The 17,657-nt window shown below is 54.3% G+C and carries 19 protein-coding genes; 2 read left to right on the forward strand and 17 right to left on the reverse strand.

Annotated elements, in window-relative coordinates; all coding sequences use genetic code 11:
* Window positions 1-710: 710 nt before the first annotated feature.
* Together KGZ92_07840 and KGZ92_07845 are read right to left on the reverse strand one after the other, a co-directional pair.
* Window positions 711-1,127 (reverse strand): hypothetical protein, encoded by a 417-nt coding sequence (locus KGZ92_07840; protein MBS3889177.1) that lies wholly within the window; start codon window positions 1,125-1,127, stop codon window positions 711-713.
* Between the two features lie 63 nt (window positions 1,128-1,190).
* Entirely contained in the window at window positions 1,191-2,354 is a 1,164-nt protein-coding gene (locus KGZ92_07845; GenBank protein MBS3889178.1) for a hypothetical protein, read from the reverse strand.
* A 388-nt stretch (window positions 2,355-2,742) separates the two neighbouring features.
* Here KGZ92_07845 and KGZ92_07850 point away from each other — a divergent pair, with 388 nt between their 5' ends.
* Window positions 2,743-4,029, forward strand: coding sequence for an ISNCY family transposase (locus KGZ92_07850; GenBank protein ID MBS3889179.1), 1,287 nt, complete (start codon window positions 2,743-2,745; stop codon window positions 4,027-4,029).
* Window positions 4,030-4,283: 254 nt separating this feature from the next.
* On the opposite strand, the gene KGZ92_07855 is transcribed toward KGZ92_07850, so the two are convergent.
* The 15 genes from KGZ92_07855 to spoVG form a co-directional block, all read right to left on the reverse strand.
* Window positions 4,284-5,198 (reverse strand): hypothetical protein, encoded by a 915-nt coding sequence (locus KGZ92_07855; GenBank protein MBS3889180.1) that lies wholly within the window; start codon window positions 5,196-5,198, stop codon window positions 4,284-4,286.
* Window positions 5,199-5,533: 335 nt separating this feature from the next.
* Window positions 5,534-5,872 (reverse strand): DUF192 domain-containing protein, encoded by a 339-nt coding sequence (locus KGZ92_07860; protein MBS3889181.1) that lies wholly within the window; start codon window positions 5,870-5,872, stop codon window positions 5,534-5,536.
* A gap of 4 nt (window positions 5,873-5,876) precedes the next feature.
* Window positions 5,877-6,806 carry a type II secretion system F family protein gene (locus KGZ92_07865; protein MBS3889182.1) on the reverse strand — a complete coding sequence of 310 codons (930 nt, stop codon included), beginning with the start codon at window positions 6,804-6,806 and terminating at the stop codon, window positions 5,877-5,879.
* A gap of 9 nt (window positions 6,807-6,815) precedes the next feature.
* Window positions 6,816-7,766, reverse strand: coding sequence for a type II secretion system F family protein (locus KGZ92_07870; GenBank protein MBS3889183.1), 951 nt, complete (start codon window positions 7,764-7,766; stop codon window positions 6,816-6,818).
* Between the two features lie 2 nt (window positions 7,767-7,768).
* The gene (locus KGZ92_07875; protein ID MBS3889184.1) at window positions 7,769-9,124 is read right to left on the reverse strand and encodes a CpaF family protein; all 1,356 of its coding nucleotides are present in this window, start codon (window positions 9,122-9,124) and stop codon (window positions 7,769-7,771) included.
* A 6-nt stretch (window positions 9,125-9,130) separates the two neighbouring features.
* Window positions 9,131-10,324: a response regulator gene (locus tag KGZ92_07880; protein ID MBS3889185.1), complete on the reverse strand. Its 1,194-nt coding sequence runs from the start codon at window positions 10,322-10,324 to the stop codon at window positions 9,131-9,133.
* A 13-nt stretch (window positions 10,325-10,337) separates the two neighbouring features.
* On the reverse strand, window positions 10,338-11,045 hold the full coding sequence (gene cpaB, locus KGZ92_07885; GenBank protein MBS3889186.1) for a Flp pilus assembly protein CpaB: 708 nt from the start codon (window positions 11,043-11,045) through the stop codon (window positions 10,338-10,340).
* A gap of 29 nt (window positions 11,046-11,074) precedes the next feature.
* Window positions 11,075-11,977 carry a hypothetical protein gene (locus KGZ92_07890; protein MBS3889187.1) on the reverse strand — a complete coding sequence of 301 codons (903 nt, stop codon included), beginning with the start codon at window positions 11,975-11,977 and terminating at the stop codon, window positions 11,075-11,077.
* Entirely contained in the window at window positions 11,974-12,366 is a 393-nt protein-coding gene (locus KGZ92_07895) for a pilus assembly protein (protein ID MBS3889188.1), read from the reverse strand. Before KGZ92_07895 ends, KGZ92_07890 begins: the two co-directional genes overlap by 4 nt.
* Window positions 12,363-12,824 carry a prepilin peptidase gene (locus KGZ92_07900; protein ID MBS3889189.1) on the reverse strand — a complete coding sequence of 154 codons (462 nt, stop codon included), beginning with the start codon at window positions 12,822-12,824 and terminating at the stop codon, window positions 12,363-12,365. Before KGZ92_07900 ends, KGZ92_07895 begins: the two co-directional genes overlap by 4 nt.
* A gap of 103 nt (window positions 12,825-12,927) precedes the next feature.
* Window positions 12,928-13,110, reverse strand: a complete 183-nt coding sequence (locus tag KGZ92_07905; GenBank protein MBS3889190.1) for a Flp family type IVb pilin — start codon at window positions 13,108-13,110, stop codon at window positions 12,928-12,930.
* Between the two features lie 224 nt (window positions 13,111-13,334).
* Window positions 13,335-13,985, reverse strand: coding sequence for a response regulator transcription factor (locus KGZ92_07910; GenBank protein MBS3889191.1), 651 nt, complete (start codon window positions 13,983-13,985; stop codon window positions 13,335-13,337).
* A complete protein-coding gene (locus KGZ92_07915) occupies window positions 13,957-15,129 on the reverse strand; it encodes a sensor histidine kinase (GenBank protein MBS3889192.1) in 1,173 nt (390 codons plus the stop codon). Before KGZ92_07915 ends, KGZ92_07910 begins: the two co-directional genes overlap by 29 nt.
* 21 nt (window positions 15,130-15,150) lie before the next feature.
* A complete protein-coding gene (gene glmU, locus KGZ92_07920) occupies window positions 15,151-16,545 on the reverse strand; it encodes a bifunctional UDP-N-acetylglucosamine diphosphorylase/glucosamine-1-phosphate N-acetyltransferase GlmU (GenBank protein ID MBS3889193.1) in 1,395 nt (464 codons plus the stop codon).
* Between the two features lie 94 nt (window positions 16,546-16,639).
* On the reverse strand, window positions 16,640-16,906 hold the full coding sequence (gene spoVG, locus KGZ92_07925) for a septation regulator SpoVG (GenBank protein ID MBS3889194.1): 267 nt from the start codon (window positions 16,904-16,906) through the stop codon (window positions 16,640-16,642).
* Between the two features lie 184 nt (window positions 16,907-17,090).
* On the opposite strand from spoVG, the gene KGZ92_07930 reads away from it, so the two are divergent.
* Complete coding sequence (locus tag KGZ92_07930) at window positions 17,091-17,633, forward strand: hypothetical protein (GenBank protein MBS3889195.1); 543 nt, start codon at window positions 17,091-17,093, stop codon at window positions 17,631-17,633.
* Window positions 17,634-17,657: the final 24 nt, after the last annotated feature.

Genomic DNA, 17,657 nt, shown 5'->3' on the forward strand with positions numbered 1-17,657 from the left:
GGGCACAAAACCGGGACGCAAAGACGTAATGAGCCTTTAGTAGCTTGAATGGAGCTTGCTCTTCTTTGACGTGCTTGCCCCAGCCTTCTTTAACGGCAGTTCTAAGATTGTCGTAGATTAATGTCCTACAAGTCCCCTTAAAGAACTCAAAAGCCTTCACATGTCCCTCTAAAAAGGACTCATAACGCTGGGTAGGGAACGCCATCACAAAGGGCGCAGCGCTGTTGCATAGACGCATGCAGAATAGCTCTACTTTGGTCCTGTGGCCATTCATGTAAACTACCGCAGACCCACAGACGCTCGATCAACTGCTCCCTTGGTCTAAAGAGCTGCCAGCAAGGTGTAGCAGCAAAAAACAAAAATAAACCTTGACCCCCGCTCTGTCGGGGGTCTCGCTCATATGTGGGCACAATTTACGCAGTTATCTCCCTGAAAGTGCCGATGTGGCAGGGCGCGTGTGCTCCTAAGTGGCACAAGCAGTTAGCTGGGAAGTGACGCAAATGGGGGATGGTGTGCACCTTGTTACGCTTACGAATTAGTTGCAATGAGGATTCATTTTACCTTGACAGGGGGGCTACACTAGCCTACGGCGAGGGGCTGTAAGGATTGACTCAGACGACACGTTATCCCTGCACCCTAACGAAGAACTGCAAAAAACGGAGCTAGAACGAGTTCTGAGGTGCCTAGTCTGCGGGGTTAACCGCACCGGCTTAGACTCGCGGAATTTCGTTGGGTCTTGAGCGCACGAGGTAGCCCGTATACAGGGCTAGTAGCGCTAGGACTACGTGGGGAATTGCCCATGCCCAATGACCCACAGGAGTAGCTCCATGTTCGCCTACTCCTTGTCCGTCAAACACAAACCATAGCACCATGGGAGGTATTTGCATCGCTGCTATCAGACCTAAGCTTACATACTGGAAGCCGAGACTTAAGGCGTTTCGCGACGGCATTCTAAGCGAAAAAACCACGGCGCCCACACACACCAGAGAGATGCCCCAAGGCACGGTAGCCCAAATAGGGTCCCCGAAACGTGGGACGTTAAATCCATAAATCGAGCCCATAATAATGGACACCCCGGTTAAAAGAAGAGTCACTTGGCCTAAATCTCCTCGGTGCTTAGGAATCAATTAGTCTCCCTCCCACACATGATGTAGCAGTAACAGCATTAATCCGTAGTGATGACAATAGGTCTAACGAGACGCTTCTCTTAATATGTGTTGGTGCTCATGGTAAACATGCGGAACTCGTATACTGACTCGCTGTGTAGGATGCCTGTTTCCAAGCTGCGTTCTTAGAACTGACTTTGTTACATCCACTAACGCTACAGACTCATCAAAGGCCAGGGGCAAGGCATCATCCGCAGCTATAACCCCGGCAAAACTAATAATGCCGTCAATAGTCAGCCTATTGTTAAAGCGACTACTGTATGCCCCCAATCCTTCAGTATCGTTCAAGAAGAAACCCGTGACTTGCTCTCCATTACCATTCGTTCCAATGAAGTTGAACATCCCCGCTGCCTCCAAAAGCCCCATCTGCTTAATACGCTCTAGGGATAGCGGCTTCGCAAAAGTAATCATTACATCTAACTCATTCATCTCTACTTGTTCTAACAGGTCTACAAGTAGCTGTTTTTGAGCCTTCTTGTAGTTATTGAAGTCACATATATTGGCGAAGTCTTTAATCGCAACATGAACCCTCATCTTATCAGCGATTGAGTTAATGTGTGCTTTGGTGGAGTTGGTTAACTCCAATTGGGTGTAATTCAGTGGTGTATGTGCTGCTACATCAATGGAGGGTGAAGGACTGGAGCCCACTAGCGCAGAACCTATCGTATATGGGGTCTGGCGTAACAGATCGAAGTCATACCCTTGCTGAAAGGGTCCCATCTGCGCAATTAGATGCAGAGAACCGTTGCCTGTTCCGCCCTTCTTAGTCCATAGCAGATTGAAATGGTATGTTGTACCTGCCACAAGCTGCGTGTTCGCCCAAAAATACTCTATTTCTTCGTGGTGAGGAGTAGGCGAACCAGGGTCGCTTTCCGATGCCCAAGTTCCGCGAGGGAGATCTGTGTATCCACTGGACGCTGATATCATCTGGTCATTGATATTGTTCATCTCCATCGTGTAGAAATCCCAAAAATTGCGCAACAAGTTATTGACGTAGCCTGCCCCTGCGTTATCCCATGTGAGGCTTGTGTATGAATTAAGGTGTGTCGATGTCTGCGTAGTCACCGTCCAGAAGTTGTTAGGGGACCAGACAAAAGACTTCCCTTCGGTATAGTCTGTATCACGCGCAAATGCGTGTACGGGCATAGTCAACAGAATCAGGACTAGCAAAGCGCAAATAAGCTTCATCTCAAATCAACCTCTCTTCACCTAAGTATAGTTCGAACGTCGCCATTGTGTATATGGTAAACTGCTGTTGCATTCTTGTCGCACGACCATTTCCGAAAATCCTTATTTAGGTGACTGTTGTAGACCACTAGTTATCACACCTCCCTTAACCTATGTTTAGCAATAGTTTCCACTGACACATTTTACCCCCCCCCTGCCCCCGCTGTCAAGCTCTTTGCTAAAGAAATGTCGTCGGACTGAGATATTGTCACCCTGTAAGCGGACTGAGAAATGGAACTTCACTAAACACTGAAATTCCCCAAATGTCACCATGAAGAGAGGAGATGTTTTTCTGAGTGTTGCTGAGAGTGCGAAGTTTAACGTCATAAGCCGGGTTGTTGACGGGGTTATGACGATTAAAGAGGCGGCAAACATGCTAGGTTTGAGTGAGCGACAGATAAAGCGGCTAAAGAAAGGTGCGCAAACTGAAGGAGCTGCCGCACTAGTTCACAAGAATCGCGGGCGTAGTCCCAAGCATGCGCTGTCTGGGGGAGAACACTGCCAGATCTTAGAGTTAGCAGTAAGCCTATATAAAGATACTAGCTGCCAGCACATGTCCGAGTTGCTGGCGGAGCACCAGTCGATTACTGCAAGCGCCAAAACGATTGCGCGAGTTTTGCATAAGGCAAATGTGAAGCTACGCTTTGGCAAGAAACAGGCCCGGCGTAGAAGGTCGCGCGACAGGATGCCACAGGAAGGCATGCTTGTTCAACTGGATGCGAGTCTGCACTCTTGGCTAGATAACCACCGCAAGCTTGCCTTACATGGGGCCATTGATGATGCCACCGGCAAGATCCTCGCCCTGAGCTTTAGGCCAACAGAGGACCAAGAAGGCTATTTCTCGGTTCTCGAACAGATGCTTAATCAGTACGGCACCCCGATGAGCTTCTACTCCGATCGACACACCATCTTCTTTTCACCTAAGCGCAACAAACTGTCCATCGATGAGGAACTCGCAGGTGCTATGGCGCCACAATCCCAGTTTGGACGCGCTCTTAGGGAACTAGGAATCCTCCACATCCCAGCGTCCTCTGCACAAGCTAAAGGTCGCATTGAGAGGCTCTGGGGGACTCTACAGTCTAGACTAGTTGTGGAAATGCGTTCTTGCCCACGTAATGGATATAGAAGACGCGAACGCCTTCCTCAGAAGCTTCATAAAGCGTTTTACGACCGTTTCGCGGTCACTCCTAGGGACTTGGCGCTAGCATATGGCAACAAATTGAGTCCTCTGGCTGTAGCGCAGGTTTGCTGCGTCAAAGTAGAGAGAACTATCTCAAACGGCTCGCATTTTTCCTACAGCGGCCAATCGTTCCAATTAGTAGACGCTAAAGGCGAAGTAATTCCGCTGCGACCCAAAAGCAAGATTACGCTAATGGTAAGAAGGGAAACTGTGCGGGGCCTGTATGATGGCCTAACCTGCGACCTCAAGAGAATAGAAAAACCCCCAAGAGAAACGTCACCCAAACCACCAAAGGATGCTAGCCCGAAGCAGCCTACTCAAACGCCCTGGCGAAATTGGAGTGTCACTAAACCGCGACCCCCAAAAGACCCAGTAGAGAAGTACTTCGACCAAGAGTCATCTTTTCAGCACTACGCCAACTCTACAGAGGTGCGCAATACGCTAGGGGAAACCTAGTTCTTTCACGCTTGTGCTTTGAACCGTGGCCCTGAGCTCCGCCCCCGTCGTCGGCGGCTCGTGCAACCCTTGACAGTGGGCTACAATAACTAAAAGCGAGGGGATAGATAACCAATCTTGTGCTTCTCACCTTAGTCCCCTCGCTCAATTACCCTACAGCCCACCAGTCAAGGGCCGCCGATTCTCCGTTCCTATCACTACCTGGGTGACATTTTCACTGTCCATTGACAGGACATTATAATAACATGTGGTAATCAGGCCTGCCCCCTAAGGTAGCCCACAGCCGATTCCATTAACTCAATTGCTTCTGCAAAGCGCCCTTGGCCTTTCATGATGTAGGCCCCAAATAATAGAACATCTGCCGCGTCACGGTATCTCATCAAGTCTCGGAAAGCATTGGCGAACCGGGTAATCTCCTCCCTAGCATTCTTGGGGTCTTTATGCAATCGGCATTTCTCTAGCGCCCAAAGACTCTTGACGCGTTCCCAGTTGTCTGTGCCATTATCATCCGCTAGTGCCAATCGAAGGCCATCTTCAAATGGTTCAGATAGGTGGACGAGCTGCAGGTCTATTAACGCGAATATAACTTCCCTGTAGGCCTTACACTTGGTCCGAGTAGGTAGGCTAGGACTAGATAGAGCTCGAGATAAAACCCCACTAACCTTGTCTGCTTCACCCATCTTCACTAGGCAGACTGCAACTGCTATTAGTGCCTCTGCTTTGAGGTGGTCTCGCTTGAACTTGGTTGCCAGCTTGGCTGCCTGTTGGGACGTCTGTAACGCTTTGCTTAAGTCGCCTTGTCGGAAAGCACAGCTAGACTGAGCAATAAGTGAACGCAGAACCGTATCAGAATCAGTAGCGGCTTCCATCTCAGCCTGTCTAAAGCAGTTTTGAGCGGCTGTCACGTCGCCTTTGGCTGAGTAGGCGCAACCCATTAAGTAATACGTAAGAGCTAGGAACTCAGCGTCACTAGCACATGGCGTGAGATTCTTGGTCGCCTCAACGGCAGTGGAGATTGCATGATCCATGTGACCCGCGGTGTATAAAGCGTATGCTGCTCTGTAGCTGCACTCCCACGCTTTAGTGTGGTTGCCTAGGGTGGCGTAAGCTAGTTCACCCTGGGACAGTCCCTTGGCCTTGCGGGCCTCTCTAATGCGTTGGCCGATCAAGCTCCGCACCTCCCGATTTGTGGTCTGACAGTAAGTTCTCCACCAGCAGCGTGAAACCTTGCCGCTTTGTGCCAGATAATCGGCAGTAATGGTGCTCATTTGACGATAATAGCTACGCTTTGCCAGCGTACTGCCTCCCCTCCCACGCTTAATCAAGCCGTATTTGCATTGACTTTCTGTCACGCCTAAAGAGGACTCTCCAGGTAGCATCACGGCTACTTGGAGAGTCCTTAATTCTTGACGTTGAGGCATCCTTAGGGAGCGTGCTTACTCGGGCCTTGCACGCCTTTTCGTATCTCTCGCCCTGGCAAAGGGTTTTTTATGACGATAGTAGGCTAAGGGAGACAAAGATAATCCCCAAGCTGTATCCCGATTTGCTGCACGCTTCCGGCTGCCAGCTCGAGCACCTGGCGGGTGCCCACATGGCCACCGGCCACTCGCCAAGGGGCCAGTTGCTCTACCACGCCCACAACGCGGTAATCGTCAGAGAGAAAGACAATGTCAATGGGGAAGCGCATAAAGCAAGTGTGAACACTGCGGCAGGGGCTGAGCAGCAGGCCCTCTAAGGGGCGCAGGCTTTTACGAAACATAAGCCCCGCGAGCCGCGCCAGAAAGGTGTTCGCACGCGCTACCCTAAGGTGATGCGTCCTCTGCTGATACTTTTTATCGTGCATAGTGCTACATCCCCGCAAAGCTAGCCATAATTTGTAGCACCGCCGGGCCGAGGAGCACGATAAACAAGGTGGGGAAAATAAAGAGCACTAAGGGCAGGAGCATTTTTACCGGCGCCTTCATCGCCATCTCTTCCGCGCGCTGTCGCCGCCGTTCTCTAAGACCTTCTGACTGTAGGCGCAACACTTTGCTGATGCTTACGCCAAGTTGGTCGGCCTGAATGATGGTGCTGACAAAAGAACGAAGTTCCATCACCCCTGTCCGCTCAGCCATGGAGCGGAGCGCATCTCGCCGTGCTACCCCCATTTTTATCTCATGCAGTACCTGCCCCATCTCTGTCGGCAGGGGTCCTTTCATCTTATCGGTTACTTTCATGAGAGCGCTGTCAAAACCCAGGCCAGCATTCACGCTCACCGTCAACAAATCAAGCACGTCAGGCAGGGCACGCACAATTTGGCTCTGCCTTTCTGCCATACGCTGCGCGAGTACAAGCTCTGGCAGCAGGGCCCCCACTAACCCGAGGGGCAAGCCGAGGTACAGGGCACCGCTAGCGCTCCCAAAGCGTGCCAAGCCTAGCAAGGTAAAGAGAAGAAAGCCCCCTACACCGCTGATGATATACCAGCCGGCAAATTGTTCGGCCGTGCTGCTTAGGCCTGCGGCGCGCACCCTGCGCGCGAGGTTCGTCTTAAGGCCAAGAGGCGCCCAAGCTTGCAGCGCCTTGCCCGCCGACTGCATTAAGGGCGCGATAATACGTTCGCCGAGGGGTAGCTGCAAGCGAGCTTCATCAGGCGTGTCAGCTCGCTGCTGCAGGCTTAACTCGCGCACTCCCTCTAGGCGCCGCTCCATGTGCAGGCGTTCGTGAAAATAGTGCTGCAAGAGGAGTAGCGCAGCAGAAAAAATGAACAGCGTGGCTACGAGAGCTACATAGGCCAACATGGTCTCACCTCACACATCAATACGGATGATGCGACTTATTAACACGGTGCCCACAACCTGCGACACTAGGCCCATGCCGAGCATGAGCAAGCCGAGCGGTTCTGTCCACAGCAAGCGAACATACGCGGGGTTAATAAAGCTAAACAGTACGAACAGCACAAAGGGCAGTGAGGCGATAACGAAGCCTGACAGCCTGCCCTGGGCAGTAAGGGTGCGCACTTGTGCCTTAACACGCTGTCGCTCGCGTATGGTGGCGGCGATGCTGTCTAGGATGCCGGCAAGGTCGCCGCCCACCTGGCGCTGAATGAGCACGGCCGTGGCCACGAGATCCATATCGCCGCTGGGTACACGTTTGACCAAGTTCTGCCAAGCATCATCCATGCTTACTCCTAGGCTAATTTCCTTCTGGGTGCGCCGCATCTCCCTGCCTAAGGGAGAGGGGAGAGTGCGACCAGCGAGGTCCATGGCCTGCATCAAACTACTACCCGCACGCATGGCATTGGCCACAAAGCTGAGAAATTCCTCTAGCTGTTCTTCGGCTGCGCGCAAGCGGCGCGCTAAATGATTTTTAAGCAGCAAGCCTGGCAGCAGGTAGCCGAAGAGGCCTCCTAGCAGTGCGCCCAAGATACCCAGGGCGAGCAGGCCAAGAGCCGCCCCTATGGCTACACTGAAAAAAGTCGCGCCGGCCATCTCCTCGCCCCGCAGGGGTATGTCCGCCTGCTCTAAGATAGGGGCATAGTGCGACGCCAAGCGCCGTGGCGCAAAACGAGCGAGAACTAGGCGCGAGAGAAGCTTTCTCTGTGGCACCATGTTTCGCCCGGGGCTGTCTTTACGCCCCTCTAGGCTGTAATTCCTAAGGCGCAGGGAGACACTGTAGCGCCAGCCATACCAAGCGCGCATGGCTGCTGCCAAAATAAGCCCTAGCACTAGCGCCGCCGTAAGTGCAAGCGAGAAAACCACCCCTACCCCCCCCTAGGCATAAATAAATCCGCCGGCAAATTAAGACCCGCCTCAAGCAGCTTGGCCGAGAAAGTAGGCCTGATTCCAGTAGCTCTAAACTCGCCTGTCACTCGCCCAGCACTGTCCTTGCCGCTTGCTTCGTAGACAAAAATGTCCTGCAGCGTGATGACATCTCCTTCCATGCCCACTACTTCGCTGACATGGGTTATTTTACGGCTACCATCACGTAGCCGGCTCTGTTGCACAATAAGGTCTACGGCAGAGGCGATCTGCTCGCGAATGGCCCGCACCGGCAAATCCATACCTGCCATGAGCACCATCGTTTCTAGACGCGCCAGCATGTCGCGCGGCGAATTGGCATGCCCTGTGGTAAGAGAGCCGTCATGGCCGGTATTCATAGCTTGGAGCATGTCTAGCGCTTCGCCGCCGCGCACCTCGCCGATAACGATGCGATTAGGGCGCATGCGCAGAGAATTGCGCACCAAATCTCTGATAGACACAGCACCTTTACCCTCGATGTTAGGCGGTCGCGACTCCAAGATAACGACATGCTCCTGCTTTAGCTGCAGCTCGGCCGCATCCTCAATGGTGACGATGCGCTCATCACTGGGTATAAAAGAGGATAGACAGTTGAGCATAGTTGTTTTGCCGCTGCCCGTGCCCCCAGAAACCACTAAGTTGAGCTTACCGACCACACACAAATGCAGAAACTTGGCCATGGCTGGACTTAGGGTGCCAAAGCCAACTAGTGAGTCCATGGTCAGGGGGTCTTTGCTGAATTTGCGAATTGTCAAAGCAGGGCCACGCAGGGCGAGCGGGGGGATGATGGCATTGACTCGCGAGCCATCTGGCAGCCTGGCATCGACCATGGGGGAGCTTTCGTCAATGCGCCTGCCTAGTGGGGCCACTATTTTTTCTATTACCTGTATGACATGCTCGTCGTCGCGAAAAGAAATGTCGGACAACTCTAACTTGCCCCTGCGTTCCACATAGACTTGCTCTGCGCTATTCACCATAATTTCACTGACCTGGTCATCGTTCAGGAGTGTAGTAATGGGGCCAAACCCTATGACCTCATCAGAGAGTTTTTGCACGAAGCGCAGTCTGTCTTGCCGGCTCATCATGCCGCCGCTCTCAGTGATGCAGCGATCGGCGATCTCGGCTATGCTCGCCTGCAGCTCGTCCTCCCGCAAGGGGTCAAGTAAGAGCTCAGGCTTAATTTCACGCACCACCGTCTGATGAATGGCGCCAAAGAGCGCCCGGTCGGGGTCTGGCGCGACTGGCACGGTTCCCCGCTTGCCGGCAGGAGCCGGAGTCGCTCGTTCGACAGTATTCTCTAGCCTCTTTAGTAGTGACATTTCTACTTAGCGGCGCCGCCACAGGCTTACCGCTCCCTCCTTCCTTCTTTTGGGCATGAGATGCTCGTTAACTAAGTCGCGAAAGCGTTTGGCAAGCTTGCTGTCGGGCTGATTTAACACCAGCGGCACGCCGCGGTTAGCGGCCAGCATGGCGGGGATGTCCTCATGATGAATATAGAAGTCGACCTTGCGTGACAAGGCCCCCTCTAGGTCGGCAAATCGGAGTCCATAGTCATAGCCGGCTTGATTTAAAATTAGCACGATTTTTTCCCTACTGTAGGCTAGCCGCCCCATGAGCTCAAGGGCTACTTTCATGTTCTTAAGTGACGCCATGTCCATATTACCTAGGAGAAACACTTTGTCCGCGGCATCTAGAGCCGCCAAGGTAGTTTCGTCAAAAGAGGCCGGCATATCAACCACTACGAAGTCAAACATGGTGCGCGTAAGGGCTAGAATACGCGTCACATGGTCAGGAACGATGTACTCTGCGTATTCTGGGCTAAGTGGGGCCGGCAGAACCTTAATCCCCGAGGAATGCGGCAAGAGGTACGAGGCGAGAGTCGCCGCATCGAGGCTGCTTTCGCTTACTAAGTCACTCAGTGTGCGGCGAGGAGTGAGACTAAGAAATACACACACATCGCCAAACTGAAGCGATAAATCCACCAGGCACACTTTGGCCTTGTGCTCACTGGCTATGGCGGCCGCCATATTGACGGCTAGGGTAGTCTTGCCCACACCGCCCTTGGGGCTAAAAACGGCTACGACTTGGCCGGGTTGTTTTTCCATACCCGCAGTCAAGGGCAATTGCGCGCGGCGCTCTAGTTCTCGCGCCCACACTTTTTGTATGCACTCCACTAGTTCATCGGCCCCAAATGGTTTGACTAGGTAGTCCTTGGCCCCGGCAATCATGGCTTTACGCAGGTACTCTATCTCTCCCTGCACAGACATAACGATAACGGCCACGTCCGGGTAGGTCGCCGTGACTTTTGCGGTGGCCGTAATGCCGTCCATGCCGGGCATATTTACATCCATAAGCACCACCTGCGGCGAGAGCTGGCTGATTCTGTCTAGTGCTTCGGCCGCATGCGAGGCCTCGCCCACCACCTCTACCCCGAGGCAAAGACTTAGCAAGCGACGGATGTTGCTACGCGTCTCAGGCGCATCATCCACAATGAGCACGGTAATGTTTTTGCGAGGCATATCCTTCACCCCTTCATCGCGGCGAGGTTAGCGTCTCGGCGTTAACCCCGCTTGTCGTTACCTGATGTCTGTCGGCGACAGCTCGCAGCAAGAAACGAATGCTGCCGTGGTCCTCCGCCCAGACTAAGCGCTCGGCTGCGTCAGGACGCAGGGCAAGAGTCAGCGTCGTAGCCTCTGGCGGGGCAGCCGCGAAGGGATTAGTTTCGCTGCCAACGGCCAGCACCAAAATGTTTTGCAGTAATACTTTAGACCGCGACGCACCTGCAGCAGTAGTCTCTTCGTAAGACACGACCACATCGACATAGTCTCCGGGGCGCAAGTGGTAGGCCACCGCAATGCGCTCATTAATGTGCACGCTAAGCGCGCGGTAGCCTTCCTCAAGCAAGAAGGCGAGGTTTGTTTTGGTGCCCGCCTCGTGTAGGCGCGCCAAGAGCACTTGTTCCCCCGCGATAAGCGGCGCCGTGGTTAAACGCCCCACGACATGGCCAACGGTGTCCGTCGCACCCGGGTGACGCATGCCCCGCGGCACCCGCACCACGGCCACCATGCCTTCGCGCAGAGCTGTACGAGCGGGCACATCCGCCACTGCCACGACGACTTCTTCTGTGTGCTCAGTGAGGGCCAGGCGCTCTAAGTTCGCCAGAAAGTAGTACACGCCAAGCCCCCCAATAACAGCCAGTAAAAGCGCCATGAGCAGTAGCCGCTTCCCCGTCCGGTCCATCACCATTCCCCCTCAACCAGCGAATCCAATTAATTAATAAGACTAAACTTTCTAGCGCCAAATGATGCGCCAACTCCGGCCTCTCCTACGCCCACAAACTCTATAAAGCGCCCACGAATAGTGCTCTCGTTGCCACTGCCCGGCAGACTGTCCACGAAAAAGCCGGCAAAGCCTACGACTACGACTGAGCCATGGTGCGGCGGCGTGACCACCGGAACAATTAAGAGCCGCGAACACTGCGCTGCATGTAGCTGAAAAGTGCACCGCGGCAGATGATTACACCTCTCTAAGCGGTCTCGTATGGCATCCTGCGTGGGACCTGACATATTGCCGGTTTTTAGCGGCACATCGTCACCAACACGGAGTAAGCCCTCCCAACCATGCCGGAGATGTTCGCGATATTCTGCAGCGCCCCCGCCCTTAAGCCCGAGGTCCACCGCGCCATACCAGCCTTCTTCGCCCTCTCCGCCTCCTACCTTGAGGTCGTAGACCTGCCCAAAGGTAAACCCCCGCCATACCACGCCTAAGGGTACGGCCCCCCGCAGCGCGCCTATGGTCTGCCCTGCTGCGGTGGCGGATACGACTACCGCGGCGCGCGGCTGGCCGAGGATACGCGCCAACCCTAGGGCCACTTCGCGGCGTGCGCCTACCGTTACCGAGTTACTTAAAAGATTAACGGCAATTTGCACTTCTTGTAGAGCGAGACCGTTTGCCTGCGCCAAGGACATAGCTTGCGTTACGGCCTGCGCGCTGCCCCCTGCGGCGAGCACCCGCGCACCCGTTAGTGCCGCCACGTCAACAGCGCTCTGTAGCCTGGCATGGTGGTAGTATAGCAGGCCGCCATCAACCACTACCGCACCTAGGCCAAGCAACGCGACCATGGCCGCCATAACAATGATCGTCACCCCGCCCCGCTCTTTAGCGCGCTTCATTCGCGCCTCACCACCGCTCGGCCGACAATTAAGTGCGGGCTAGGCAGAAAGGGCTCGATTAAGGGCATAAGGATCTCCATCGGGTAGGTGATAACAATTTCTATTACCGTGCCAGAATGCCGAAGTGAAAAGGCGGGCGATACCTGCACAACTAGCCTAGATGCAGCCAGGGGCGCGGCGGCGCTTATCGCCCTGCTAGTAATCTCGGCATCCGTGCGCCCGAGGCTAGCCTCGCGCCCGGCCTGCCGCGCAGCTGCCGTTACGGCGAGGTGGCCATGAAACACGCGCCCGAAATCGACAATGGCCATCAGAATTAGGAGGAGTATGGGCAGGACGAGCGCTAACTCCACCAAGGCCTGTCCACTTTGTCTGTCACTGCTTTTTTTCATAAGAACCACCCCAAGTCGGCCAAGAGCACGCCTAGGGCGATGGCGGGCGAGTAGGGGAAGGTGCTGTCGGTGCGGTAAGTCGCCGTGTAAAGCCCGAGCATAACAGGCCCCAGCTCGCGCCGATACGCCAAGAAAAGTAGCGCCAACACACCACCGCTAGCTGCGCCGAGGAGAGTCGCCCGCCACACAAAGCTAGCCCCACGTAGCGCACCGATAGCGGCCAAGAGCTTGACATCACCCCCGCCAAACTTACCATAGGCAAAGAGGGGGAACAGGAGCGCACCACCGAGCAGGAGCCCGAGCATGCTAGCACCCGCGCCACTTAGCCCACCCTGTGCTATGCCCACTAGTAACCCGAGCCCCATGGCGGGCAGGGTGAGGTAGTTCGGTATGCGCCGAGAGCGCAGGTCAAAGTACACGGCGCCGAGCAAAAGGGCGTAGGTAGCTGCTACTAGCATGTCGTAACCTCCTTTTATGCCATCTTAATAGAAGAAAAGGGCCCTACTTGTACACCCCAAGTAGGGCCGAAAAGTTGGGGGGGGTAAGTGCCACTTGTCTCTCCTAAGGTGGTGTTATTGGTGCAGGCCTTAATGCCTCTGTGATCCTAGTGAAGATACCAGCGATTTGTTCCCTCAGTACTGTCATCCCTGCAATCAAGGCAACCGCGATAAGCGCCAAGATCAACCCATACTCCACCATGCCTTGCCCAGACTCATCGCGCAACAGTTTGTTTAACAAATTCATTTTTTACCCTCCTTATATTTATTGACTAACGGCGACACCGTAGTGTTTTCTTCTGGCTTTAGTGTACAACAGGCGCTACCTCCGCACATGAGGCAGGGGTACCGTCTTTTGTCGCCGTAAGTCCTATCTTAATTTTCAGATTTTAAACTAAAAGTACTACGCGCCTAGGACTTAAGTCCTATAAAACAAAAACAGCCCCGAAGGGCCGCTAGACTGCGCCTATGTTACTTAATTTTGGTTAAACCCTGCTTTACACCCTCGATTACGGCCTGCGTGCGGTCGGTAACGTCTAGCTTGCGCAGTATGCTCGTAATATGGTTCTTCACAGTACGCTCACTGATAAAGGCGGCCTTGGCGATGGCGGCATTGTTCATCCCCTGCGCCATAAGGCCTAGAATCTCTGTCTCGCGCGAGGTGAGTACGGGCGGCACGAGGCTCGCAGGCTGACTGCCCAAGCGGTTTAGTTCTTGCACAAGCTTACTAGCTAGACTGGGGGCGACAATGGTTCCGCCACGCGCGACGGTGCGAATGGCCTCCATTAGTAGGGCCGGCTCTACATCCTTTAGCAGGTAGCCCTCGGCACCCGCCTTGAGCACCTCAAGCAGGTACTCGCGGTCGTCATGCATGGTTAACACCAGCACCGCTACGCCAGGGTACTCGGCCTTAATCCGCTTAGTGGCCTCTACCCCATTCTGCACCGGCATGTTGATATCCATAAGCGCTACATCGCAGGAGACATGCGCCAGTAGCTGTACGGCTTGCTCACCGGTGGCCGCCTCCGCCACTACCTGAAAATCGCCCTCTAGCTCTAGCAGACGCCTAAGCCCTTCACGAAATAGCTTGTGGTCATCGGCGATCAACACTCTTAGCGGCATCTTCGTCCCCCCTTTCTAAGATAGGCAGGCGCACCGCTACACGCGTTCCTTGCCCCGCTACTGACTCTACCTGCCAAGTGCCACTTAGTAGCTCCACCCTCTCGCGCATACTAAGCAGGCCAAAATGCTCTCCACCCGCCTTAAGGGCTTCGTCGACGTCAAAACCACGACCGTCGTCAACGACGCTTACCAGTAGCGCGGCTTCGGCAAACTCAAGCCTCACCGCCACCTTGGCCACCCCAGCATGCTTAATAACATTGCTTAACCCCTCCTGCACAATACGAAAGCCCCCTACTTCAATGGGCGAAGGCAGGCGCCTGTCTAAGCCTTGTACGGAGAAGTCTACCGTTATGCCCATCTGCACCTTTAGATCGTCGATGTAGCGCCTAAGTGCCGGCACAAGGCCGAGGTCGTCTAGGGCCATGGGGCGAAGGTCGTAGATGATCTTACGTATATCCCTAAGACTGCCGCGCACGGCAAGTTTGAGAGATTTAAGTTCTCCGCCCACCTGCGCGATATCAGACTGTAGCAGTTTCTCGCAGATTTCGGCCCGTAGCACCACATTGGCGAGCATTTGCGCTGGCCCATCGTGCATATCTCGCGCTAGCTTCCGCCGCTCCTCCTCTTGCGCCCGAATAATGCGTAGCCCCAGCCAGTGCCGCTCCTGTGCTGTATCTAACTGGCCACTTAGGTCTTTCAAGTTTCCCCTGAGCACCTCGGTCGCCACACCCACCTGCGACACCAGCTCCTCAGCTTTACGCACGGTGTCCTGCAAGTTGCGGAGCGCCCTCTCGGTGTTGTCGCGCTGTAGACGCAAAGACTTTTCTTGTTCTTGCAGCACCACCAGCTCTAATTGGCTGGCTTGCGCACTTTCGTAAGCGCTTTTGATATCCCCTTCGCTATGCCTCTTAAAGTCTCGGCTTACCTCCATAAGGCGAAAACGCCGCGCTCGTGCTTCTTTCTCTTTGGCGTCTACTTGTGCGATGCACTTTGCTACTTGCTCCCTAATTTCGTCTAGCAGCACCATAAGGCGCATATGCTCAGTGCGCGCGCCTTCGGCAATGTCAAAAATGCGCCCCTTACTCGACTCAATGAGGGATACCGTCTCGTTCAAGATCCTATCTAGCAGTTTGATGTCGACCAAGACGACCACCTTCCTCGGGGCTTAGAGTTTAGTTTCACAGTCAAGGCTGCGCCTTCTGCGCGAGAGCACCCAGTCGGCTTTGTTTTCTTGCCGGGCCCGCCCTACCGCCAAGGCATTAGCTGGCACATCACGCGTCACCGTTGAACCGGCCGCCACAAAGGAGTTTTCTCCGAGCACTAGGGGTGCAATTAAGTTCGAGTTACAGCCCACAAAGGCGCCTTCGCCAATAACAGTTTGGTGCTTCGTACAGCCATCGTAGTTGACAATAATGGTGCCCGCGCCAAGATTGACGCCTGCACCAATTACGGCATCGCCCACATAGCTAAGATGCGAGATCTTAGTCTCATCGCCAACACTACTTTTCTTAACTTCGACAAAGTTGCCGATGCGTACGGCACTGCCAAGCTCGCACCCCGGGCGCAAATGCGCAAAGGGACCGACTTCCGCATGGGCACCAATGCGTGCTTCGCGCACTACCGAGCAAACTACGGTAGCCTCATCTAGAACGACCGCATTTTCTAGCACGGTACTTGGCCCGATTTGACATCCTTCGCCTACGACGGTGCTGCCTTTAAGGACGCTACCTGGCCATACGACCGTGTCGCTGCCGATTTGCACGTCGACTTCTATGTATGTAGTAGAGGGCGAGACGATAGTTACCCCACCAAGCATCAATTTCTCCTGAATGCGCTTCTGCAGGGCCTCTTCGGCGCGGCAGAGCCAGATGCGGTCGTTAATACCTATCGTTTCGGCAAAATCATCTGTCAAGACAGTGGTAATGACCCCTTGTTGGCGCAAAAGGGCCAAGACATCGGTGAGCATGTATTCACCTTGCGCATTATCGCTATTTATCTGGCGGAGCGCGGCAAAAAGATGTGGAGCACTAAAGCAGTAAAAACCTGCGTTAATCTCTTTAATTTCTCGCTCTGTGGGGGAGGCGTCTTTCTCTTCCACGATGGCGACAAACTCGCCCCCGGCAGCGCGCTTAATTCTACCCAAGCCACGCACATCGAGAGGACGCGCGGTAAGCACTGTGGCCAATGCCCCCGCACTTTCATGTGCGGCTAGCATTCTTGCTAGTGTGTGCGGGGTAATGAGCGGCGCATCACCACACAGCACTAAGACTACGCCGGCAAAGTCTTCTAGCGCCCCCTCTGCCTGCTGGCAGGCATGGCCGGTACCAAGGCGCTCATGTTGCGTGACAAACTGCGTAAGCCCCTGCGCGGCCGCCTCAACCTCTGCGGCGTCTTTGCCTACCACCGTAATTACCTTGCTCGCTCCGACCGCCAGTGCCGCCCGGAGAACATGCGTGACGATGGGTAGGCCAGCCACTTTGTGGGCCGTTTTAACAAGTCGTGACTTCATGCGCTTTCCTTCGCCTGCGGCTAGTACTACTGCCGCAATTTCCTGCCCCATACTGCGCCTCCTTTGCAAACAATCTTCTTTTGACGCTACCATTATACGTCGCAGGAGACAAAATACAAAGTGGAGCTTGCGCTCCACTAGAGGCTTACGATACCCTGGCGATTTCTTTGTGGTAGGCGCCCAAAACCTCCGCCTGAATTTTCTCGCGTGTGAAAGCGTTAATGGGATGCGCAATGTCTCTAAACTCTCCCGCGGGGGTCTTGCGGCTTGGCATAGCTACGAATAGACCATTGTTCCCGTCCACGATGCGCACATCGTGAATAACAAATGCGTCTTCTAGGGTGATAGATACTATGGCCTTCATTCGCCCTTCAGTGCTTACCTTTCGGATCCTTACGTCAGTGATATTCATGTTCTTCACCGCCTTTCGTCATCAAGCCCATATTGTGGGTTAATTCGATTCAACTGGCTAAACATCCTTCTAATTATCGAAAGAACTTTTCGATTAATTACGACAACTTGCGACTGCATAGTTCAGGGTGGACAGCACACACTATAGACGGCGCAAAGCCAATCTTTACAAAGGAGTGGAGTCAATGCAAAAGACAATTGTCGGCGTATTTCGTTCTGAAAGCGATGCCGAGCGGGCAGTACGGGCGCTACGGTCATCGGGCTTCAGAGACCAGGAGATCTCCATCGTAGCCAAGGATAGAGGAACGCAAGGAAAAGGCCAAGGCCAGCAAAATCGTAGCGGCATGGCCAACACCATGCGCGCAGGTACAGACGACATCTCAGACGGCATGACTAGCGGCGCCACCTGGGGCGGCCTAGCCGGCCTAGCACTAGGCACCGGCGCTCTAGCTATACCAGGGCTTGGTCCCATTATCGCCGCAGGCCCCATCGCCGCAGCTCTAACCGGCGCTGCCACCGGTGGCCTAGCCGGTGGGCTACTTGACTGGGGTATACCAGCCGAGAGAGGTCGCCAACTGCAAGAAGAAGTGCGCCAAGGCAATATGCTCGCTATTTTGCAGTGCACCGGCAGCGAATGCACTGAGGCCAAGGTCAATCAAGCATCAAACATCCTCAGGGAAAACGGCGCCCGCGATGTCGAGTCCCACGCTTCATCAGCTCGTCGTTAATTAGTCTTGAGCAAGCAAAACCCG

The sequence above is a fragment of the Bacillota bacterium genome (assembly GCA_018333655.1).
GTDB lineage: Bacteria > Bacillota > UBA994 > UBA994 > UBA994 > BS524.

Coding starts and splice junctions, on each gene's coding strand:
- KGZ92_07845 (MBS3889178.1), bottom strand. CDS start 2,354: ATGAAGCTTATTTGCGCTTTGCTAGTCCTGATTCTGTTGACTATGCCC.
- KGZ92_07850 (MBS3889179.1), top strand. CDS start 2,743: ATGACGATTAAAGAGGCGGCAAACATGCTAGGTTTGAGTGAGCGACAG.
- KGZ92_07860 (MBS3889181.1), bottom strand. CDS start 5,872: ATGCACGATAAAAAGTATCAGCAGAGGACGCATCACCTTAGGGTAGCG.
- KGZ92_07865 (MBS3889182.1), bottom strand. CDS start 6,806: ATGTTGGCCTATGTAGCTCTCGTAGCCACGCTGTTCATTTTTTCTGCT.
- KGZ92_07875 (MBS3889184.1), bottom strand. CDS start 9,124: ATGTCACTACTAAAGAGGCTAGAGAATACTGTCGAACGAGCGACTCCG.
- KGZ92_07880 (MBS3889185.1), bottom strand. CDS start 10,324: ATGCCTCGCAAAAACATTACCGTGCTCATTGTGGATGATGCGCCTGAG.
- cpaB (MBS3889186.1), bottom strand. CDS start 11,045: ATGGACCGGACGGGGAAGCGGCTACTGCTCATGGCGCTTTTACTGGCT.
- KGZ92_07890 (MBS3889187.1), bottom strand. CDS start 11,977: ATGAAGCGCGCTAAAGAGCGGGGCGGGGTGACGATCATTGTTATGGCG.
- KGZ92_07895 (MBS3889188.1), bottom strand. CDS start 12,366: ATGAAAAAAAGCAGTGACAGACAAAGTGGACAGGCCTTGGTGGAGTTA.
- KGZ92_07900 (MBS3889189.1), bottom strand. CDS start 12,824: ATGCTAGTAGCAGCTACCTACGCCCTTTTGCTCGGCGCCGTGTACTTT.
- KGZ92_07905 (MBS3889190.1), bottom strand. CDS start 13,110: ATGAATTTGTTAAACAAACTGTTGCGCGATGAGTCTGGGCAAGGCATG.
- KGZ92_07910 (MBS3889191.1), bottom strand. CDS start 13,985: ATGCCGCTAAGAGTGTTGATCGCCGATGACCACAAGCTATTTCGTGAA.
- glmU (MBS3889193.1), bottom strand. CDS start 16,545: ATGGGGCAGGAAATTGCGGCAGTAGTACTAGCCGCAGGCGAAGGAAAG.
- spoVG (MBS3889194.1), bottom strand. CDS start 16,906: ATGAATATCACTGACGTAAGGATCCGAAAGGTAAGCACTGAAGGGCGA.
- KGZ92_07930 (MBS3889195.1), top strand. CDS start 17,091: ATGCAAAAGACAATTGTCGGCGTATTTCGTTCTGAAAGCGATGCCGAG.